This window comes from Enterococcus sp. FZMF (genome assembly GCF_030263915.1).
Taxonomy (GTDB): domain Bacteria; phylum Bacillota; class Bacilli; order Lactobacillales; family Enterococcaceae; genus Enterococcus_D; species Enterococcus_D casseliflavus.
In genome coordinates, this window is record NZ_CP127160.1 from 3,342,624 (window position 1) to 3,361,367 (window position 18,744).

The window sequence follows — 18,744 nt, forward strand, 5'->3', positions numbered from 1 at the left end:
GCCCTTTATTTTAGGCGTTGTTTTCGTTGGACGAGGATCACGATGCGTTTGATCAAATTGATCACTAAGAAAAGAGCGATAAAAACCAGCGTGATCGTCGCTCCCGGTGGTGTGTCCAAATAAAAGGAACTGGTCAAACCAGACATCATCCCAATCATGCCGATCACGACACTGATCAAAATCACGGCATTGAAGCTCTTGCCTAAACGCATACTGATGGCAGCTGGTAAAACCATGATCGCAGAGATCAACAATGCACCCGCAATCGGGATCATCATGGCGATTGCCACCCCCGTCAAGACATTAAAGAGCATCGACATCACTCGCACAGGCAAGCCATCAACATGAGCGGTATCTTCATCAAAGGTCAAAATGTACATGGGCCGTTTGAATAAGAAGAATAAAGCAAAAACGACTAAAAACAAAAAGCCTAAGATCCAGACTTGTTCTTGTGTGATCGTAACGATCGACCCAAACAAATACGATTGGATACTCGTTGCGGAGTTCCCCCCGCTAAGGTTCATCAAGACGAGGGCTAACGCTAAGCCGCCAGACATCAAAATGGCGATCGAGATCTCTGAATAACTGCGGTACAGTGTTCGCAAGTATTCCAAAATGATTGCGGCAATGACTACGATCAATAGCGTCGTCAAACTCGGATTTAGATTTAGAAAGAAGCCCAGTGCCACCCCTGCTAAAGAGACATGGGACAGCGTATCAGCCATCAATGACTGTCGCCGAATCACTAGAAAGACCCCCAGCATCGGTGCGATACCAGCAATAAAAATCGCCGCAAGAAAAGCTCTTCTCATGAATTCATATGAAAGCAACGCCATGGTGAATCCTCCTTCCGCACTAAACGGATCTGACGGTCCGCGTATTCTTTGATATCTTCGTGATCATGGGTGATCATCAAAATCGACTTGCCGTGGTCATGAGCATTGTGCCGTAGCAGTTCATAAAACAGATTGCGGGATTGTTCATCCATCCCCGTAGTCGGTTCATCTAAAATAAATAAATCAGGGTCCGTGGCAAAGACCCGTGCCAAGCTAATCCGCTGCTTTTGGCCACCGGACAACTCGCCGATCCGTTTATGACGCACGTCCCACATCCCGACGGCATCTAATGCACGGCGGACATGTTCATGGTCTCGTTTCGTCAAGCGCTTGAACCAGCGATCTCTTGGGTAGCGGCCCGATTGGACCAATTCCAAAACGGTGCTGGGGAACCCGACGTTAAAGGAAGCAATCTGCTGAGGAATGTAGCCGATGCTTAATTTTTCACCAGCAGCATTTTTGGTCGCCAAGGTGACTGCTCCTTTAGAAGGTTTCAACAAACCAAGGGTTGCTTTGATCAAAGTAGATTTTGCCGCCCCATTTTCGCCAGTCAAAATCACGAATTCGCCGTCTTCGACAAAGTAGGAAATGTCTTCCAAGACGGGCTCATCATCATAATAAAAGGTCAAATCTTTTACATCGATATAACGCACGCAGGCGCCTCCTTAGTGAATACTTTTTTGTAATGCTGCCAAATTGTCTTCCATTACAGACAGGTATGTTTCGCCGTTATCCATCTGCTCTTGCGTCAAGCTTTCTAATGGATTCAAGACCGCCAGCTCCACTCCTGTTTCAGACGCTAAGGTCTCAGCCACCTTCGATGACGCGTTTTCTTCAAAATAGATAACTTTGACTTGTTTTTCTTCTACATATTCTTTCAGCTCAGCCAACCGACTTGGCGTTGGTTCTTGATCGAGTGAAATGCCCGAAATCGATTCTTCGACTAAATCATACTGCCGTGCCAAATAGCCAAAGGCTGCGTGCTGCGTAACGAAGGTTCGTTGGGTCGCATCCTTTAACGCCGCTTGGTAGGCTTCATCTAAAGCAGAAAGCTTTTCGATATAGGCAGCTGCATTTTCCGTGAAAGTTGCCTTTTGCTCAGGAAACTTCGCAATCAAGTCATCGCGGATCGTTTCTACTTCTTGGATCGCTAAGACTGGGTCGGTCCAAACATGAGGATCGTACGTATGATCATGGCCTTCATGGCTGTCTCCGCTTTCGTGATCATGCGCGTCATGATCTTCCTCCTCTGTGCCTTCCACCAACTGAATGTTTTTGGCCGCTTCGATCACGGCTGTTTGCTCAGGATCGACGGAATCCGTCAAACTAGCGACCCAAGTTTCTAGCTCAGGACTATTGTAGACAAAGGCATCTGCATCCATGATTTTGGTCATATCTTTGGCACTTGGCTCATAGTCATGGGGTTCGGTTCCTGCAGGGATCAACAAGGAGACCTCTGCTGCGTCGCCTACGACTTCTTTCGTAAATTCGTACATTGGATAAAACGTCGTGACGATCGACAGCTTCTCTGTGTCACTCGATTGGCTTGTCGCTTCTTGCTGCCCACAAGCGCCAAGAAGCACGCCCCCTAAAAGGAGTGCTGTAGTAAGTAAGATTTTTTTCATCGGGATTTCCCCTTCCATTTGCTGGCTCTTCTTTTTATTTTAAAACGGAACAACTCCGTTTTGTTAGCAAAAGTTACTCTATCAAATGATTTCCGGTTCGTCAAGACAAATCGTACGTTTTACGATTTAAAACTTTTATTTCGAGATAAATCGGAAAACATAGGAGAAAACGTTCATTTGAAGCGGATTCTTCTCTCAGGAACTTAGCCATATTTTACGCCATTCGCCATGCGCCCCTGCTGTACCAGCTTGAAAAATTAGAGAGTATGTAGGATAATAACCTAAAAGCACTTGGAGGAAACGAAGATGAACGAATTTGTAACTGTGCCGCCAACTGTAAACAACAGCGACTTGTTGACTCGAATCGTCTTACCAGAAGATCCTGCATCGCAGCAAACCGAAGAAATCCGCAAAACGATCGACAAACCATTGTATGAAGAAGACAAAAAGAAAAAATCCGCAAAGAAGCAGCACCAAAAAGAATAGCCTTTGCTTTACGTAAAGAATCAGACCCCGACGCCTTATTTTCGTCGGGGACTTTTGTGTAGGGCAGCTTCTAGATGCTTCCTTCCCCACTTCAGCTGCCTTTTTCTTTACCATTGAAATAGAAGGCATACAAAAAAACACAGGCGAATTCAGCCTGTGTCCTTGACTCATTCATTTCAATGTACGTACAAGATAAACCTCATCGCAGAATCCTTTTAAGGCATTATAGACCCGCTGTGCCCGCGAATATTTTTGACAAAGAGCAAAGACAGTCGGTCCGCTGCCGGTCATCAAGGCAACGTCTGCGCCGTATTTCATCATGCGATCTTTGATCTGTTGGACGATCGGATACTTCGGGATCGTGATGGCTTCTAGGCTATTGCCCATGGCAGCGATCATTGCTGGATAATCTTCGGCTAAGACGGCGGCCGACAATGCTGCGATATCTGGATGGTGCAGTTGGTCTAGCTCGACTTCTTGAAAGATTTTCCCCGTTGAAACACTCAAACGAGGTTTAACCAAGATGACCCAACATTGCGGCATCGGCCGCAGCGGCGTCACCAGCTCCCCTTTTCCTGCAATATGGGAAGTGGTCCCATAAAGACAATAGGGAACATCGGTGCCGACTTCCATACCAATATCGATCAGCTCTGCCATGGAAAGGTCTAAATGCCACAGGCGAACCATCCCCCGCAGCGCTGCCGCACAATCCGTACTGCCCCCACCTAACCCAGCTGCCACCGGGATATTCTTGGTGATGCGGATACGGATGCCTTTTTTTATGCCGTAGCGTTTTTTTAAGATACTGGCGGCTTGATAGACATTATTGCGTTTGTCGATCGGCAAAAAGGCTTTGTTGGTTTCTATAATGATCTTATCTTCTGCTATCTCTTCCATTATCAGACGGTCGGCTAGATCAACACTAGACATCACCATTTCCAACTCATGGTAGCCGTCTGTTCTTTTCTCTAACACATCGAGACCGAGGTTGATCTTAGCTGGCGCTTTTTCAATAATCTCCATCTTCATTCATCCAATCATCTGATAGTTATTTAGTTCTATCATAGCAGATTCTTATAAGATAGTTGAGTGATTTCTCTTGTTTTTATGATTGTTGCCATTTTGGTTGCCCTTTAGCTTGGTTCCTCGTAAAATAGAAGTACCAACTCAATAGATAAAAGAAAGCGGGGGAACCACATGGCAAATTTGATTCCAAGAGATTTCGCAGGCGGCGAAGAACTATTAGGCAAATTAATGAACAGTTTTTGGCAAGAACGGCAAATGAATACGGACATTAAAGAGTACGAAGACAAGTATCTCGTTCAAGCAGATTTACCCGGCATCAAGAAAGAAAACATCCGCGTCAGTTACGTCAACAACACGCTGACGATTTCAGCGGCTCAAACAGAGACCACGGAAACCGAGGAGGATTTCGGACATTATTTGCGCAAAGAACGCTCTAGCAGTGCCTATCAACGGACCTTCACCATCACAGACATTGATGACGAGTCCATTAAAGCAGTGTTTGAAGACGGCGTTTTGACCCTGACGTTACCAAAAGCCAGCTACAAAGACGCACCCGCAAAAAATATCCCGATCGAATAACCGAGATACCAAAAAGGCAGTCCCTTCAGAGAACGCTCTTGGGGACTGCCTTTTCCTATTTGCGTGCTTGTCGTCGATACGCCTGTCTTGAGGTCTGTGGTTCTTCTTCAGAAATCTCTTTTTTGACGTACAATTTCAAACTGTATGGTTCATGGTATTTTACATCATTTTTGACAAAATCACCGCCAGTGATAAATAAGCCCACTGGCTCTAAGGGCTGTTTGCCTGTCCATTGGATCGTGCCGACTTTCGTCATCTCCGTGTAGCTAGTACCGATCTGCAATGCGTACTCATTTTCCCCTTGCTGTTTGACAAAATAGTAAGGATACAAGGTGTTTTTCGGGATCGTAAAGCCGTTGGATGACGGTTTGATCGCCAATTCTTCTTGAGCGATCAAGGTCTGCAAATGATTCGCCAATACCAGCTGATAGTCTTCTTCAAAATGGATCACCGCTTTTTCAGTCGTCAAACGATCAATGTCGGTGGTGCTGATGGTTTCTCCTTCAATATTGAAGACTTCGTCTGGTAAAACTTTGACAAAGGCCTGAGTGACATCGAACTTCATATTTTTGTTTAAGAAATAATAGAAGATATTCAGTACCCAGAAGTAGACTAAGACCAAAAAGCCGACCGTATAAAGGATCGCTTGAAAATAGTTTTGGTTCGCAAACATCCCGTAGACGATCCGCAAAATATACGCCGTTGGAATGATACTGAGGATGGTATAGGCACGGTTCAAGTATTTAGGACTGATATCGAGATAGCCCAAAAATTTATGGATGCCGTTGATTAAATCTAAAATAAGCGTCATTTTCTCACCTACTCATTTCCTTGATTCTCATCCATGATCCCTTGTGGATCTGGCGTGGTCTCTTCACTTGAAGAAGGTGTTTCCTGATTGTTTTCCGATGGTGCTGGTGAAACATTGGCATCGCTTGATGGCGTCGTTTCTGCAGGCACCGAAGAAGACGGAGTCGTTGCTGGTGTTGCTGGTTCACTGCTGGATGACGGTGTTGTCTGCTGGTCATCGTTCGTCGGTTGTGAGTCCGTGCTAGCAGGTGTCTGATTTTGACTGTCTTCAGTCATCGAAGAGGGTGTGCTTTCACTTGGTACTTGTTCGGTCGTTTCTGTCGTCTCTGTCGTTTCCGTCACACGACTTGGTTGGCGGTAGCTGCCTGAATTCACCACGCCGGTGGCAGTGGCAATGATCGTTGATATCGTTAAAAGTGCAATTGGTTTTAAAATAGGCGGGACTTTTCGCATGATTCTCATCCTTTTCTTACCCGATGTTGCCCATTGGCAGCCTCGGTTCCTTCAGCCTCTTCTTACCTTTATAATCGTTTCTAACAAAAGGGTCAAGATTCCAGAGGCTTCTGCCGCAGGATTTAAAAAAATCTAAACATGTAACTGTTTTCACAAAAAAAACAACGACGGTAGTTGCCGCCGCTACACAAGGTATTCATAAAACTTTTCAAAGGTCAATCGCAACGTGCCATGGTAATCCCGTAAAAGGGCGGGCAAGGCGATCACTTCTTCATGTTGGATCGGGGCATCGATTTGGATCACCGCTTCTTCCTCATCCAGATAATAAGAACTAAACAGTTCATCATCAGCAACTTCTTCTAGCTGATTGGTCAGCTCCTCATAAAACTTTTCTACGATCGGTTCTGCCAACTCATCAAAGACTGGCTGCAAGGCTGCTTCTACAGCTGGAAACGGCTGCGCGAGTAATTGCTGTCCGCTGAGGGAATGGCAGGTATTCTCATAGGTCAAATAAAGCAGGTCGAAATAATCCTCTTCTTCCCCGATCGCTTCTAGCGTCAAAAGGGCTTTTTCTACCAATGAAACCAAGGCCGAGGATACCTCCTGATGCATCACCGCATCAACTTTTTCAAATAATTGCTGTTTCTCGATGACAAATCTTTCTTCCATAAAAATGAATTCCGCTTTTTCAAAGCAAAGGGGGGTATCAGAGATAAATAGTTGGATCGTTGCCATGGCGTTGCCTTCTTTCTTTTTCAAGCTGCGGACAAACAGATGATTTGTCAACAGCGAAAATCTTCGTTAGCATAAATAATAGCAGGTGAACAAATTGTTCATCAAGTAATAAGGAGGAGATCGAATGAGTAAAGTTGCTGTTATTGTCACTGATCTAGTTGAAGATGTTGAGTTGACGTCACCAAAAGAAGCACTGGAAGCGGCTGGACATGAAGTAGTCGTTATTAGTAATGAAGGCGCCGAGACCGTCGAAGGCAAACAAGGTGGAACATTTACCGTCGATGCGGCCATTGATACGATCGATCCTGCAAGTTTTGATGCTTTGTTGATCCCAGGCGGTTTCTCCCCTGACCAATTACGGACCGATGAGCGCTATGTGTCATTGACGAAAGACTTTTTGACATCTGATCGTCCCGTCTTTGCCATTTGCCACGGCCCACAACTGTTTATCCAAACAGGACTGACAAAAGATTTGACCTTGACGGCTTATGATTCTGTGCGACCAGATTTAGCCTACGCAGGTGCCACCGTCAAAGATGAGCCTGTCGTGATCGACGAAACCTATCGGTTGATCACCAGCCGAAACCCAGATGACTTAGATGCCTTCAATCAAGCCATTACCGAGGCATTGAACTAACCACGAATAAGACTTGGTTTCTTAGAGAAAAAAAGCCGCCAATTGCAGCGTTCGATCCTTCGTATCGATCGAGCTGCAGCTGAGCGGTTTTTTCTTGCGTAGCTTTTCAGTTTTCAGTGAATAGCTCGTTTCCCGTTACTCGTCAGAGGGCAACTCAAAACCATCGAAAGTCTCGCCATCGTAATAGCGCAATAACTCTTCCGTCGATAATAAGGAAGACGTCATTTCTTCCTGTGCCTCATTGGCCTCTCGAAGTTGGGCAAGGTAAGCCGCGTAGGCTTCTGCCAACTGCCGATAAACAGCTTGCCGCGAAGTTCCTTCTGCTTGGATCGTCGGCAATTCACGGATAAAGGCCCGATAGACGGGGCGGTTTTCCTGCCATTCGATCGGCAACTCAATTACTTGAAGCTGGGCTTCTTCAAACCATCGTTCCATCGCTCTCCCTCATTTCTTTTCTTATTATCGTCAAGTTAGCAGCAAAGGTCAATCGGTGAGCAAAAAAACACAGAACAAGCGTTGAAAGAAATTGCCACATCCGCAAAAGCTCGCTTGTTGGGCTAGCTTTTACGGATGCGGCAATTTATCTGCTTGTTCTGTGTGTTACTCGTTTTTATGCGGCAACATACGCATATTTTTCAATGTTTTGTCGGATCGTTTCAATCATGTCTTCATCTTGTAAGCCAGTGATTTCTGCAATGACTTCCGGTAGTGATTTTTCATCCAAAAGTGCTTGCAATTGTTGGCTTTGCTCATCTTCAGGGTCTTTGTAGTTGAAGATCATGCCGATCGTTTCATAGAGATGATCTGGCTGCATGTTGCGTTTTTCTAACTCAAGGACTGGTCGGATAAAGCGTTCTTCAGTTCCTAATTTGCGGACAGGTGTCCGTGCCACCCGTGTGATAGCATCGGAAATGTGTTTGTTTTTAAAGCGTTGGATGATTTTTTCGATATACCGTTCATGTTCTTCAGGATCAAAAGCCCACTTCTCAATTAAAAGCCGCCCAGTTTCTTCGAGAACGGATTTTAATTGGATCACCACTAAATGGTCCTGCATCGCTTCATCGATCGTCTGATAGCCTTGGAGGGCGCCTGTGTACGCTACCGTAGCATGACCCGTATTGACACTGAATAATTTCCGTTCAATGTACGGTTCCAGGTCCGCCACATAATGGACCCCTTGCAGATGGATCGAGGATTTCATCCCTGACTCTTGGATCACCCATTCGCAAAAAGGTTCTACTTGAACGAATAAGGGATCTTCATGGTGTTGCAGCGGTACGATGCGGTCCACCGCTGCATCTGGAAAACCAACCGTCGCTTCTAACGCGGACCAATCAGCAACGTATTTTTGCACTTCGCTTTTTAAAAAGGTCGATCCGCCGATCATGTTCTCACAGGCGATCACATCAATGGCTGGCTTGTCTGGGTATTGCTGACGTGCTTCTAAGCCTTTGGCGATCAGCTCAGCGATATGCGGCAAAATGTTGGGACCAATGGCGGTCGTAAGGATGTCTGCCTCGGCAATCGCTTGGATCACCGCTTCTGGTTCTTTGGCATTGTTCAATCCCGTCACATGCTCGATGTGGATCTGTTCTTGGGTCTCATCGGCTAATTCGATGGTATACCCTTGTCTTGCTTTTAAGGCGTCAATGATCGTTTCATTGACATCAATAAATGTGATTTCAAAGTTGTTGGCAGCCAATATCTCGCCGATAAAGCCACGACCAATATTACCTGCACCAAAGTGAACTGCCTTCATGTCTTGTCTCCTCCTTAAATCCTTATGCTACGGTCAAACTTTGGGCGATTTCTTCTTTATCTAAGGCATCCGCCAATTCGACAACGTTATCGATATCGCTGCAAAAGAGGGCGATTTGTTGGACCAATTGCAGGTGATCCTCCCCTTTGCCCGCAATGCCGAAAAGGACGGTGACGATTTTTTCTTCGTCCGCGGTACCGAAATTCACGCCATCCGGTACTTGCACGATACAGATACCTGATTTTTTGACGTATTTTTTGGCTTCATCCGTGCCGTGAGGAATCGCAATAAAGTTCCCCATATAGACTGAGAGCATCTCGTCACGCTCAAGCATGGCATCGACGTATTCTTTTTCCACACAACCTGCCGCCAGCAATTTTTCGCCGCAGTAACGAATGGCTTCTTCTTTGGTCGCAAATTGTTTGTTCAATTCAATCATGTCTTTTTCTAATACTTGCATTCGGCTCATCCTTTCTTAATTCGCTGCTTTGATCGATGCCACGATCCGTTGATAGTTCGTCGTTCCCATCAAATTATTGACAGATAGGTGGATCGCTTCTGGCGCTGACGTTTGCGCTTGCGGTGTTAGGGCTTCTTTTGTGATCACCAGTGAAGAGGCGTTGGCATGGAGATCATTGATATGGCTTTTTCTGATTGGCATCGTCAGAGCTTCTTTGGCTAAAAGATCTTGGAAAACTTTCTGAGCCATCGTTGCCGAACCTTTGCGATCATCGTGGGCCAAAATGATTTCACTGACTTGCTTAAGGTCATTGGCGGAAGGAACATCTATCTGGTTGCCTGCTTCAGACTTTTTTGCTGTCTCCCCCGCTGTCTTAGTCCCTGACAATGTGGCTACGATTTCATCGTACCGTGGAGAGTTCAGGAAATTTTCAACCGCGACAAAGGTCGCATTTGGCGCTTTTTGTTTGGCACGTTCTTGCAATTCTTCTTGAGTGACGATCAGCGTATTGGCATCGTCCGTCAAATTGTTGATGGCGGAATTAGAAACATTTTGTGGAAGACCCGCTTCTTTGACTTTTTTCCGTAAGATCGATGCCCCCATAGCACTGGAGCCCATGCCTGCATCACATGCGAAGATGATACGATTGATGCCAGTCATTGGTTGAGCCGCCAAGCCTTTTGAGCTGAGTTTTGCTGCTTGCGTTTGTTGTACTTTTTCTTCAAAATTATCCACCGTATCCTTCGCATCCGCTTTCAAGATCGCGGCAGCGACGATAAAGGATACGCCTGCTCCTACGGCAATTCCCGCTAAGACAGAAACGACACTCATCACCGAGTTGAATGGCGTCATTGCTAAGATCGCAATGATCGAACCTGGTGAAGCAGGTGCCCGTAAGCCTGCACCTAGCAATTGGAAGGTAAAGCTTCCTGATACACCGCCGGCAATCACGGCTAAGAACATCAATGGTTTCATCATGACGTATGGGAAGTAGATCTCATGGATCCCACCGATAAAGTGAATGATGATCGCTCCAGGTGCCGAAGATTTCGCTGCTCCTTTTCCGAAGAAAGTGAAGGCTAGCAAGACTCCTAAACCAGGTCCAGGATTGGCTTCTAATAAGTAAAGGATCGATTTCCCAAATTCGCTGACTTGCTCAGTACCAAGTGGCGTCAAAATTCCATGGTTGATAGCATTGTTTAAGAATAAGATTTTTGCTGGTTCAATAAAGATATTGGCTAATGGAATCAAGTGGGCATTGACGATCACTTCGACCCCTGCTGCCATTGCTTCTGTCAAGGTGTTCACAACTGGCCCGATTGCTACAAAGCCCAGTAATGCTAAGGCAAAACCGATCAAACCTGATGAAAAGTTGTTGACCAACATTTCAAAGCCAGCGCGAACTTTGTCTTGGAAGATCTCGTCAAATTTCTTGATGACCCAACCGCCTAAAGGACCCATGATCATCGCACCCAATAGCATTGGGATATCCGTTCCGACGATGACCCCCATCGTTGCGATCGCCCCAACCACGGCTCCGCGGTCACCAGCAATCACTTTCCCGCCAGTATACCCGATCAAGATTGGGATCAAATACGTTAGCATTGGACCGACCATCGTTGCAAAGGCTTCATTTGGTAAATACCCATCTGGAATAAATAATGCCGTTAATACACCCCATGCAATCAATGCGCCGATATTCGGCATCACCATACTCGACAACGTACTGCCTAATTTTTGAACTTTTGCTTTGACTGATGATTTGGCTGCTTTTTGTGTCTGTTCCATTTTTTTCTCTCCTCTCGTCTGCTTACAACCTTATTGTAGGCGCTTCCCAAAAAGCTCGAAAGTCGTACTTTGGCACAAAAAACTGTGCCAAAACTTGTAGCCAAACGGATAGAACAAAAAAAAGGCGAGCAGCCCCTGCACTCGCTTATTTTTATTATGTTTCACGTGGAGCATTTTTTTGGATTTTGCCAAAACGCAAAAAAAAACGTGTACTCACTCCTTCTACACAAGGTAGAAAGAGCAAGTACACGGAGGCAGCTCATTCATTTATTTCGTTCGCTGCTCTTGTTGCAAGCCAGTCTGCTGCTGATCGTTTATTCTTCTGCCAGCAAAATCTGTTGGATCTCTTCAACCGATTCGGCATCACTAAGCACCCGAACATTTTGCATATCAGAACAAAAAAAGGCGATTTCTTGCAAAACAGCTAATTGCTGCTCTTTTAGGACGACTACGAAAAGGATCGTAGCGATTTTAGGCTGCTCCTTCGTGCCGAAGTCGACGCCATCAGGCACTTGGATCAAAAAGAGTCCTTCTTCCTTGATCCATTGCTGGGCTTCTTCTTCCGCATGGGGCAATGCCACAAAGTTACCGATGTAAACACCTGTTTTTTGATGGCGACGCAAAAGGCTTTTGACATAGGGCAAGGAAACGATCTCCTGGTTGACTAAGTACTCGCCAATTTTTGTCAGAGCCTCTGTGGCATCGGTAAAGTGTTGATCCAACAAAATCCGCTCCTGTGGAATATACATCGCTGATCCCTCCTATTGTTTTACTTCTTCAATCAAGAGCGAAGAGAGCAACTGATAAATAATCGAATCATTGCCCGAATTAAAAATCTCCGTATTTAGATCATTCATAATGATCGAACCACTGATTTTTCCTAACATCTGAGAGCTTGTTTCATTGATAGGATACGGCGCAAGCATGACTAATAAACGGGTAACAGCGATTTCTTTTTTATCCATCGCTAAAAGAGGCAAAGGTTGTTTCAAGTCGAAAATACGAAAAACTGGTTGCAGGATCGCCGAGCTCGCCGCGTGAAACAAGGCAAAGTGAGTGTCAGGAATGCCCACTGGCGCTTGGAAGTAGCGCCGTAAGAGACGATCAACGACTTTCTCACGATCCAAAACAACATGTTCATCAAAAGACGTCAGCACCAGCTGCAACGTTTCTTCCAAGTCTGCTGGGTTATCAATGGCTTGCACTTGAAACAGCGCCAATAGCTGGTTAATGGCTTCGATAAAAGCCAAGACCGCTTCATAGGATTCCTCTTTGACCAAAGCAGAGGGTGCTTTTTTTGCGGAACGTTTTTTCTGACTAATGGCTTGGAAGGCCTTCTTCAACTCTTGAATATCTTCTTCTAGCAGGATCGGTGAAACGAGTTTGTACTCTCCTTGATACCCTGGCAGCAAGGAAGTCGAGATCACCAAGTCATAGGTCTCCTCGATATTTTCCCGTTTGACATCTCCCACTCGAAAGAAGGTGATTTGATTGATAAAGGGAAAATGTTTCCGCAGCTGCATCTCTAATAAACTGATGGAGGCTAATCCGCTAGGAGAGATCCCTGCAATATTGACTTCTAACACTTTCGGATTTTTTTCCAACGAATTGGCAAAATGCAGGACCATATAGGCGATTTCTTCTTCCGAGAACTGCTGCTGCGAAAAGACCTGCGGCAGATGATTGCGAATCCCGCTGGCGATCTCGACATACTGGTTCATGATTTTTTCTAGGATAGGGTTGTTCAAATGATCTTCTTCTAAAATCGCCCGCGTCATCACTCCTGAGATATGGGTCAGCAGCATTTTATACAAGTTCGTGTCTTCATAAAACGCCACTTCCGTTTGCTCACTGACCAATTCGATCAAGCGTTTCACACGATAAGCCAAGTCAGTATCAAAATTGTCATCAAAAAAATCACGATCAAAGGAATTAGCAAAATCACCTAGTAACACGGCAAAAAAGACGATTTCGTTGATGGAATAAAGCAGTTTCGTCTTTTCGGCGATCTGAGCAAAAATCTTTTTCGCCACCTTCAGCAAGTCTTTGTTGATCTGACTCGGGTACGTCTCTTCTTCCACAGTGTAGCCCAAAGCTACCCGATCCATGGCTAGCGCCAGCATCAAGACGATAAACGCCAATTTGCGGTCACTAAGTTCCTTGAACTGCGGCTCGATGGTTTCTCGAATCAGCCGCTGGGCTAGCAATAGATGGTCACGGGACAGAAATTGAAAAATAAACGGGGCTTCATCATCGGTTTCCAGCAAATGGAAAAATTGGTACTCATTGATCTCCATCACTAGTGTATTGGCTGTGATCAACCGCCGATATTTTTCGGAGCCTTCGATCTCATACCCTTGATTGCGCACGATCCTTAACGGCAGCCGTGCGAGACTTTCTTCTAGCTGTTTAATATCTGAAAAAAACGTCGTATTGCTGATTTGGTAGCGATCCAAGAAGAAATGACTAGATACAGGCTTCGTGGCGGTAGTCAGTTGCAGCAAAATACGATGTTGTCGCTCACTAGCCGCGAATTCTTGATCGGTATCTGCCATAATGGCTTCTTGCAATTGGCGAATGCTCGTTTCTGATGCAAAAATTTGGAAATGACCACGACCGACCTTCTCTAAGGTAGCTCCTACTGTTTCCAGCGATTTTTCTAAATTAGCCAGTTCACGGTACACCGTTCGTTTACTGACTTTTAAGACTTGCATCATGCGATCTAAAGAAACTGGACCGGTACTGTTCATCAATTCCGTTAATAAAAGTGTTTCACGATTGGTCAAAAACATAGTCGACTCCTTCTGTCAGTAACTGACGATACGCATCTGTCGTCAATAAATCATCCACCACCAGCAAAGGAACATCTGGGATCGGGCACTTTTCTGCAAGTTCTTTCGGGAGGATATAGACTGCCGTAGGGTCAAGAGCTTGTCCTTCATACGCCATTTTTTTGATGGTCAAAGACAGCGCTTGTTGGCGGGCCATTTTGCTTAGTATCTCCACTGCCATCGTTTGTGAACCGCGTTTTTTTCCAGTATACAAAAAGATGATCGTTGAAAATCCTAACGAACTTGCTGCCTCGGTTTGCAGCGATTTTTGCGGATCCTGTTCTCTTCTTTGTAATTCTAGGATCAGCGGGGCATACTCATCAGCCGCCAAAAAATTATCTAACACATAATGCTGTGCGTGTGGTGTCTGCTTTTGGGCAATAGCTGCTAATTCCCGTTGGGTGATCACCAAAAGCGCGGGATCATCGATCACACGATAAATCGATTGATAGCGGACAGGAAACGTTAGCTGGGCTTCTTGTAACTGTTTTTTTAGTATGCTGGCACCAATCGCACTGGACCCCATCCCTGCGTCACAGGCCACGACGATCTCCGTGACTTTCTTCATTTTCGGCATCTTACGCTCCTCATTTTCTGTATTGGACTTCCGTTTTAACAGCACACTAGCGATCGCAAACGATACGACCGTACTGACGATAATCCCAGCTAAGACACCTAGGATCATAGACGGCGGTGTATTGAGTAAAATCGCTAAGATCGAGCCCGGAGACGCAGGCGCTCTTAAGCCTACCCCTAAAAATTGGAAGATCAGCGTGCCACTGAAACCACCAATGATCGGACCGAGCAACACCCAAGGATCGAGCAGAACAAACGGGAAATACACTTCATGAATCCCACCAATAGCCTGCACAAAAACGGATGCTGCGGCATTCGTTCGGTTTCGCTTTGAACCAAAAAAAAGATACGCCGCTAAGACCCCTAATCCTGGACCGGGGTTGGCCTCGATCAAAAATAAAACCGACTGACCATTGAGTGCCGCTGCTTCGATCCCTAGCGGTGTAAATAGACCATGGTTGACAATATTATTAAAGAACAAAACCTTCAATGGTTCTACAATGATATGAATAAAGGGCAAGACGTTTTGCTGAACAAAATAATCAACGAGCTGATAGCTGCCGAGACTGAACCAATTAAAAAGCGGCGCCAATAGGAAGTAACTGCCTAAAAAGAGGAGTCCGCCAAACGCACCTGCAATAAAATTGCGCACCAGCATCTCATAGCCACTTTTGACTTTGCTCACGATCGAATCACTGCGGTACAATAGCCAGCCCGCTAGCGGTCCCAGCAGCATCGCCCCAAAGACCTGGGGAATATCCGTTGCGAGAATAGCCCCTAAGACCGCCACTGCTCCTACGACCCCACCTCGTTCAGGCGCCAACATCTGCCCACCTGTATAGGCGATCATGAGGGGCAGCAGCACAGTCAAGACTCCTTGTTCCATTTGCTGGATCACTTGTTGATCGACTGAGAAAAAAGGCAGCAGGAATGAAATCAGCATCCACGCAATAAAAATACTTAAATTCGGCATCATCATGCGAGAAAGATAATTCGTATAAAACTTAACCGTTATCATTTTTTCTCTGGAAGACGAGGTCTTGTTCATTTTATCCGCTTCCTTTCTCTTCTCTATTATAAGATGTTCTGGCAAGACTGAAAACAAAAAAAGCATACGTTTTTTAAAACAGAAATCAAAAAAAGCTGACGTCAAACGCCAGCTTTTGAAATAGCTTCAATTGATTTAGTTTACGCGTACCGCGAAATCTGGTGAGTAATAAGAGTAACTGCTAACAGAAACATTTTGACCTGGTGTTGGTGCATGAACGTATTGTCCGTTACCCATAGCGATCGCCACGTGGTGTGTGCTTCCGCGGCTACCCCAGAATAACAAGTCACCAGCTTTTGCTTCATTGATCGAGATCACCGTACCAGAAAATTCTTGTGCGTAAGTTACCCGTGGTAATGAGATCCCAACTTTAGCAAATACATATTGTGTAAAGCCAGAACAGTCAAAGCCGTCTGGTGTCGTACCACCCCATACATAAGGAGTACCAATGTATTTCATTGCTTCTGCTACGATTGCTGAACCGTTGACCGTTTGTGCGGGTGCAGGAGTATTGCTTGCACCATTGCCGCTATTGTTCGATCCTTGGTTGTTATTGCTATTGTTGGCAGGAGTCGATGGTGTCGTATTTGTTGAACCGCCACCTTGTGATGAACTGCCTTGCGTAGTATCAGTCGTCGTACTAGAATTTGTTGTTGAGTTTGATGTCGTTGAATTCGACGTTGAAGACTCGCTTGATGCTGCTTCCTGAGTAGCTGCTTCAGCTGCTGCCGCTTCTTGAGCCGCTGCTTCTTGTGCTGCTTGTTCACGAGCGGCTGCCGCCGCTTCTTCTGCAGCGATGCGTGCTTGTTCTGCTTCGTATTCTTCTTTTTGTTTTTCTAAATCAGCTTTTTCATCTTCTTTAGATGCTTGTTGAACAGCCAATTCCGCTTGTAAAACATTTAAATCGGCTTGTTTGGCTTGTAGATCCCCTAATTGTGTTTCTAGCTCAAATTGGTTCGCTGCGATTTCTGCCAATTTATCGTCGTTTTCTGCTTTCTTCGCTTCAACTGCTTCTTGGTCTGCCTTTTGTTGATCCACAAGATCTTTGTTAGCATTGACGATCGTCGTCATTGCTTGCACACGGCCAATAGCATCTGTTAAAGAGTCAGCTTCTAATACTGCATCAATAAAGTTCGTACTTTGACCATTGACTTGAACGTCACGGGCTTGTTTTTGGATCGCTTCTTCACGCTTTTCGATTCTGACTTTCAAATCAGCAATTTCTTGCTTCAACTTCTCAGAATCCGCACGCAAATCACCTTGTTGTTGCAACAAAGTTTGGGCTTTTTCATTGATTGCAGCCACGTCGCTTTCAAGTGCTGCTACTTGTGACTGGATGCTCGCTTGCTGGTTTTGCAAGTCAGAGATCTCTTTATTTTTTTCTTCAATTTTATTGTCAAAATCTGATGCAAAGACAAGTGTCGGTGCTGCTGCAGAAGTAAGAACAATTGAACTTACTAACAATAAAGATAAAATTCGCTTTTTCACTCTTCATTCCTCCGGCTGTTGCTTCCCCTAATATGGTTTTTTTATGTATAAATGCTTAAGAATACCTAAAGTCCTTCACGATAGTGTGATTGTAACACAGCCGTATGTCAGAGAGATAAAAGGAATATTACAAAAACATTTCAATCGCTGTTATTTTTATACAGTCAAACGCAAAAAAAATGAAGCTATTCGTCTTTGAATAGCTTCATGAATGGAACGACTAAAAGGATAAACAAAATGATGTTCAATAAAAGCGTTGGTGCTAGAAAGCGGGAAACAAAGAATGACGTGCTAACTGAGGCGATCTTAAATAGCAACTGGACGCCCAACGTCACAACTTCTAAGCTTGTAACAAAGATGATCATTCCGAAAAACATGGTAAATACATTTTGATAAAGCGTATTTTGCAAAATATACATGATCCATACGATCAAGGGAAACGCCACCGTGTAGATGCCGATCACACCGACATAATACACGTCATAAAGGCAACCGATCACAAGCGCCGTGGTGATCAAAAAGTTTTTCGGCAAATACTTCGCGCCACATAAAAGGGCGATCAATAAAAGATGCGCACTGGCGATATAATTGTCTTGGGTCCATTTTTCTAAAAAACGCGTCAGTTGTCCATCTGCCAGCATCATCAAAAAGAAGACGCCCGCTGCCAGGTATTTGATGTAGTCATGCTTTTTCATGGCTATTCCTCACCTGCCAAGCGTTTGATAATCGTTACTGCTTGAATATCATACATTTGGGCATACGGTTTTACAAATACTTGGGTATCAAGACCAAACTCATCTTTGGTGGTACGGATCACTGTTCCGATCGCTAAGTCGGCAGGCGAGTTTCCTCCTAATCCAGAGGTCTGCACGACATCGCCTTCCTTCAGCTCATTGTCCCCTGTCAACTGGGTAATGACCAAGGAACGTTCTTTTTGATCGTAACTACTTAGAATCCCAAAGTTTGACCCATCTTCGCCGCTGATCCGAACCGGATAGTGGTTAGAATTCTGGTTTTCAGAAGTCAAAAGTTCAATTTTAGAAGAAGCCGCATTGACTTCTATTACACGACCAATCAAGCCTTTTTGCGACATGACCGCCATGTTGACCTCAACGCCGTCTCTTGAGCCTCGATCCACGATCAGCATATCTTGCCAAGTATCAGGTGACCGATTGATGACATTGGCGGAGATCCGTTCATAATTCGTCAAGGTCGCATTCAGCTCTAGCTCTTCTTTCAAGGCATCGATTTCTCTTTGCGCATTGTCCTTCGCTTGTTCCAATTCATCAAAACTGTCCAATTTCTCTTTTAAACGTTCATTTTCTTCATACGTCACAAACAAGTTTTTGACTGAATTCGCCCCATTTTCGATCCAACGAAAAGGCGCTGTAATCACTTTATCGATAAAGCCAACGGAGTCATTGACCGTTGATTGCACAACATTGGTGGAGTTTCCCGCAGCTCTGCGGGCGATCGTCACGCTTAATACGGTGACAACTAAAATCACAATAATCAATGTGATGATAATATTTTTATTAGGATTAAACTTTTTCACAAAGACACCTCAAATAATTCCAAACTGTAGTTCCAATTTTACCATTAATACC

General features: G+C 45.0%; 20 protein-coding genes. 3 read left to right on the forward strand and 17 right to left on the reverse strand.

What is annotated here, in order from left to right:
* Positions 1 to 5 precede the first annotated feature (5 nt).
* The 3 genes from QN079_RS16275 to QN079_RS16285 are packed head-to-tail and all read right to left on the reverse strand — an operon-like array spanning position 6 to position 2,461.
* A complete protein-coding gene (locus tag QN079_RS16275; protein ID WP_005230272.1) occupies positions 6 to 836 on the reverse strand; it encodes a metal ABC transporter permease in 831 nt (276 codons plus the stop codon).
* Complete coding sequence (locus QN079_RS16280; RefSeq protein WP_005232967.1) at positions 809 to 1,489, reverse strand: metal ABC transporter ATP-binding protein; 681 nt, start codon at positions 1,487 to 1,489, stop codon at positions 809 to 811. The genes QN079_RS16275 and QN079_RS16280 overlap by 28 nt, the downstream gene beginning before the upstream one ends.
* 12 nt (positions 1,490 to 1,501) lie before the next feature.
* Positions 1,502 to 2,461 carry a metal ABC transporter substrate-binding protein gene (locus QN079_RS16285; protein ID WP_289230160.1) on the reverse strand — a complete coding sequence of 320 codons (960 nt, stop codon included), beginning with the start codon at positions 2,459 to 2,461 and terminating at the stop codon, positions 1,502 to 1,504.
* A 306-nt stretch (positions 2,462 to 2,767) separates the two neighbouring features.
* On the opposite strand from QN079_RS16285, the gene QN079_RS16290 reads away from it, so the two are divergent.
* Positions 2,768 to 2,947: a hypothetical protein gene (locus QN079_RS16290; protein ID WP_005230269.1), complete on the forward strand. Its 180-nt coding sequence runs from the start codon at positions 2,768 to 2,770 to the stop codon at positions 2,945 to 2,947.
* Positions 2,948 to 3,118: 171 nt separating this feature from the next.
* Here the strand turns inward: QN079_RS16290 and ispE are convergent, their stop codons facing one another.
* A complete protein-coding gene (gene ispE, locus QN079_RS16295) occupies positions 3,119 to 3,970 on the reverse strand; it encodes a 4-(cytidine 5'-diphospho)-2-C-methyl-D-erythritol kinase (RefSeq protein WP_034858541.1) in 852 nt (283 codons plus the stop codon).
* Between the two features lie 174 nt (positions 3,971 to 4,144).
* On the opposite strand from ispE, the gene QN079_RS16300 reads away from it, so the two are divergent.
* Positions 4,145 to 4,552 (forward strand): Hsp20/alpha crystallin family protein, encoded by a 408-nt coding sequence (locus QN079_RS16300; RefSeq protein WP_005230267.1) that lies wholly within the window; start codon positions 4,145 to 4,147, stop codon positions 4,550 to 4,552.
* 55 nt (positions 4,553 to 4,607) lie between these two features.
* Here QN079_RS16300 and QN079_RS16305 read toward each other — a convergent pair whose 3' ends face one another.
* From QN079_RS16305 to QN079_RS16315, 3 genes are all read right to left on the reverse strand, one after another.
* Entirely contained in the window at positions 4,608 to 5,363 is a 756-nt protein-coding gene (locus tag QN079_RS16305; protein WP_060791862.1) for a DUF6681 family protein, read from the reverse strand.
* A gap of 8 nt (positions 5,364 to 5,371) precedes the next feature.
* The gene (locus QN079_RS16310) at positions 5,372 to 5,815 is read right to left on the reverse strand and encodes a hypothetical protein (RefSeq protein WP_252704736.1); all 444 of its coding nucleotides are present in this window, start codon (positions 5,813 to 5,815) and stop codon (positions 5,372 to 5,374) included.
* A gap of 183 nt (positions 5,816 to 5,998) precedes the next feature.
* Positions 5,999 to 6,550: a hypothetical protein gene (locus QN079_RS16315; protein WP_159161249.1), complete on the reverse strand. Its 552-nt coding sequence runs from the start codon at positions 6,548 to 6,550 to the stop codon at positions 5,999 to 6,001.
* A 124-nt stretch (positions 6,551 to 6,674) separates the two neighbouring features.
* Between QN079_RS16315 and QN079_RS16320 the strand changes: the two genes are divergently transcribed.
* Positions 6,675 to 7,187 (forward strand): type 1 glutamine amidotransferase domain-containing protein, encoded by a 513-nt coding sequence (locus tag QN079_RS16320; protein WP_005230261.1) that lies wholly within the window; start codon positions 6,675 to 6,677, stop codon positions 7,185 to 7,187.
* Between the two features lie 135 nt (positions 7,188 to 7,322).
* Here QN079_RS16320 and QN079_RS16325 read toward each other — a convergent pair whose 3' ends face one another.
* The 10 genes from QN079_RS16325 to mreC form a co-directional block, all read right to left on the reverse strand.
* Complete coding sequence (locus QN079_RS16325; protein ID WP_005230258.1) at positions 7,323 to 7,622, reverse strand: hypothetical protein; 300 nt, start codon at positions 7,620 to 7,622, stop codon at positions 7,323 to 7,325.
* Between the two features lie 175 nt (positions 7,623 to 7,797).
* A complete protein-coding gene (locus QN079_RS16330) occupies positions 7,798 to 8,946 on the reverse strand; it encodes a mannitol-1-phosphate 5-dehydrogenase (RefSeq protein WP_086291447.1) in 1,149 nt (382 codons plus the stop codon).
* A 22-nt stretch (positions 8,947 to 8,968) separates the two neighbouring features.
* Positions 8,969 to 9,406: a PTS mannitol transporter subunit IIA gene (locus QN079_RS16335; RefSeq protein ID WP_015510630.1), complete on the reverse strand. Its 438-nt coding sequence runs from the start codon at positions 9,404 to 9,406 to the stop codon at positions 8,969 to 8,971.
* 15 nt (positions 9,407 to 9,421) lie between these two features.
* Positions 9,422 to 11,194: a PTS mannitol transporter subunit IIBC gene (locus tag QN079_RS16340; RefSeq protein WP_074536328.1), complete on the reverse strand. Its 1,773-nt coding sequence runs from the start codon at positions 11,192 to 11,194 to the stop codon at positions 9,422 to 9,424.
* A gap of 314 nt (positions 11,195 to 11,508) precedes the next feature.
* Entirely contained in the window at positions 11,509 to 11,943 is a 435-nt protein-coding gene (locus QN079_RS16345) for a PTS mannitol transporter subunit IIA (protein WP_005230245.1), read from the reverse strand.
* Positions 11,944 to 11,955: 12 nt separating this feature from the next.
* Positions 11,956 to 13,986: a BglG family transcription antiterminator gene (locus QN079_RS16350; protein ID WP_289230161.1), complete on the reverse strand. Its 2,031-nt coding sequence runs from the start codon at positions 13,984 to 13,986 to the stop codon at positions 11,956 to 11,958.
* Entirely contained in the window at positions 13,967 to 15,715 is a 1,749-nt protein-coding gene (locus tag QN079_RS16355) for a PTS sugar transporter subunit IIBC family protein (RefSeq protein ID WP_353957175.1), read from the reverse strand. Before QN079_RS16355 ends, QN079_RS16350 begins: the two co-directional genes overlap by 20 nt.
* A gap of 69 nt (positions 15,716 to 15,784) precedes the next feature.
* Positions 15,785 to 17,137, reverse strand: a complete 1,353-nt coding sequence (locus QN079_RS16360; RefSeq protein WP_289230163.1) for a C40 family peptidase — start codon at positions 17,135 to 17,137, stop codon at positions 15,785 to 15,787.
* 185 nt (positions 17,138 to 17,322) lie between these two features.
* The gene (gene mreD, locus QN079_RS16365) at positions 17,323 to 17,832 is read right to left on the reverse strand and encodes a rod shape-determining protein MreD (RefSeq protein ID WP_010748845.1); all 510 of its coding nucleotides are present in this window, start codon (positions 17,830 to 17,832) and stop codon (positions 17,323 to 17,325) included.
* Between the two features lie 2 nt (positions 17,833 to 17,834).
* Positions 17,835 to 18,692 carry a rod shape-determining protein MreC gene (gene mreC / locus QN079_RS16370; RefSeq protein ID WP_010748844.1) on the reverse strand — a complete coding sequence of 286 codons (858 nt, stop codon included), beginning with the start codon at positions 18,690 to 18,692 and terminating at the stop codon, positions 17,835 to 17,837.
* Positions 18,693 to 18,744: the final 52 nt, after the last annotated feature.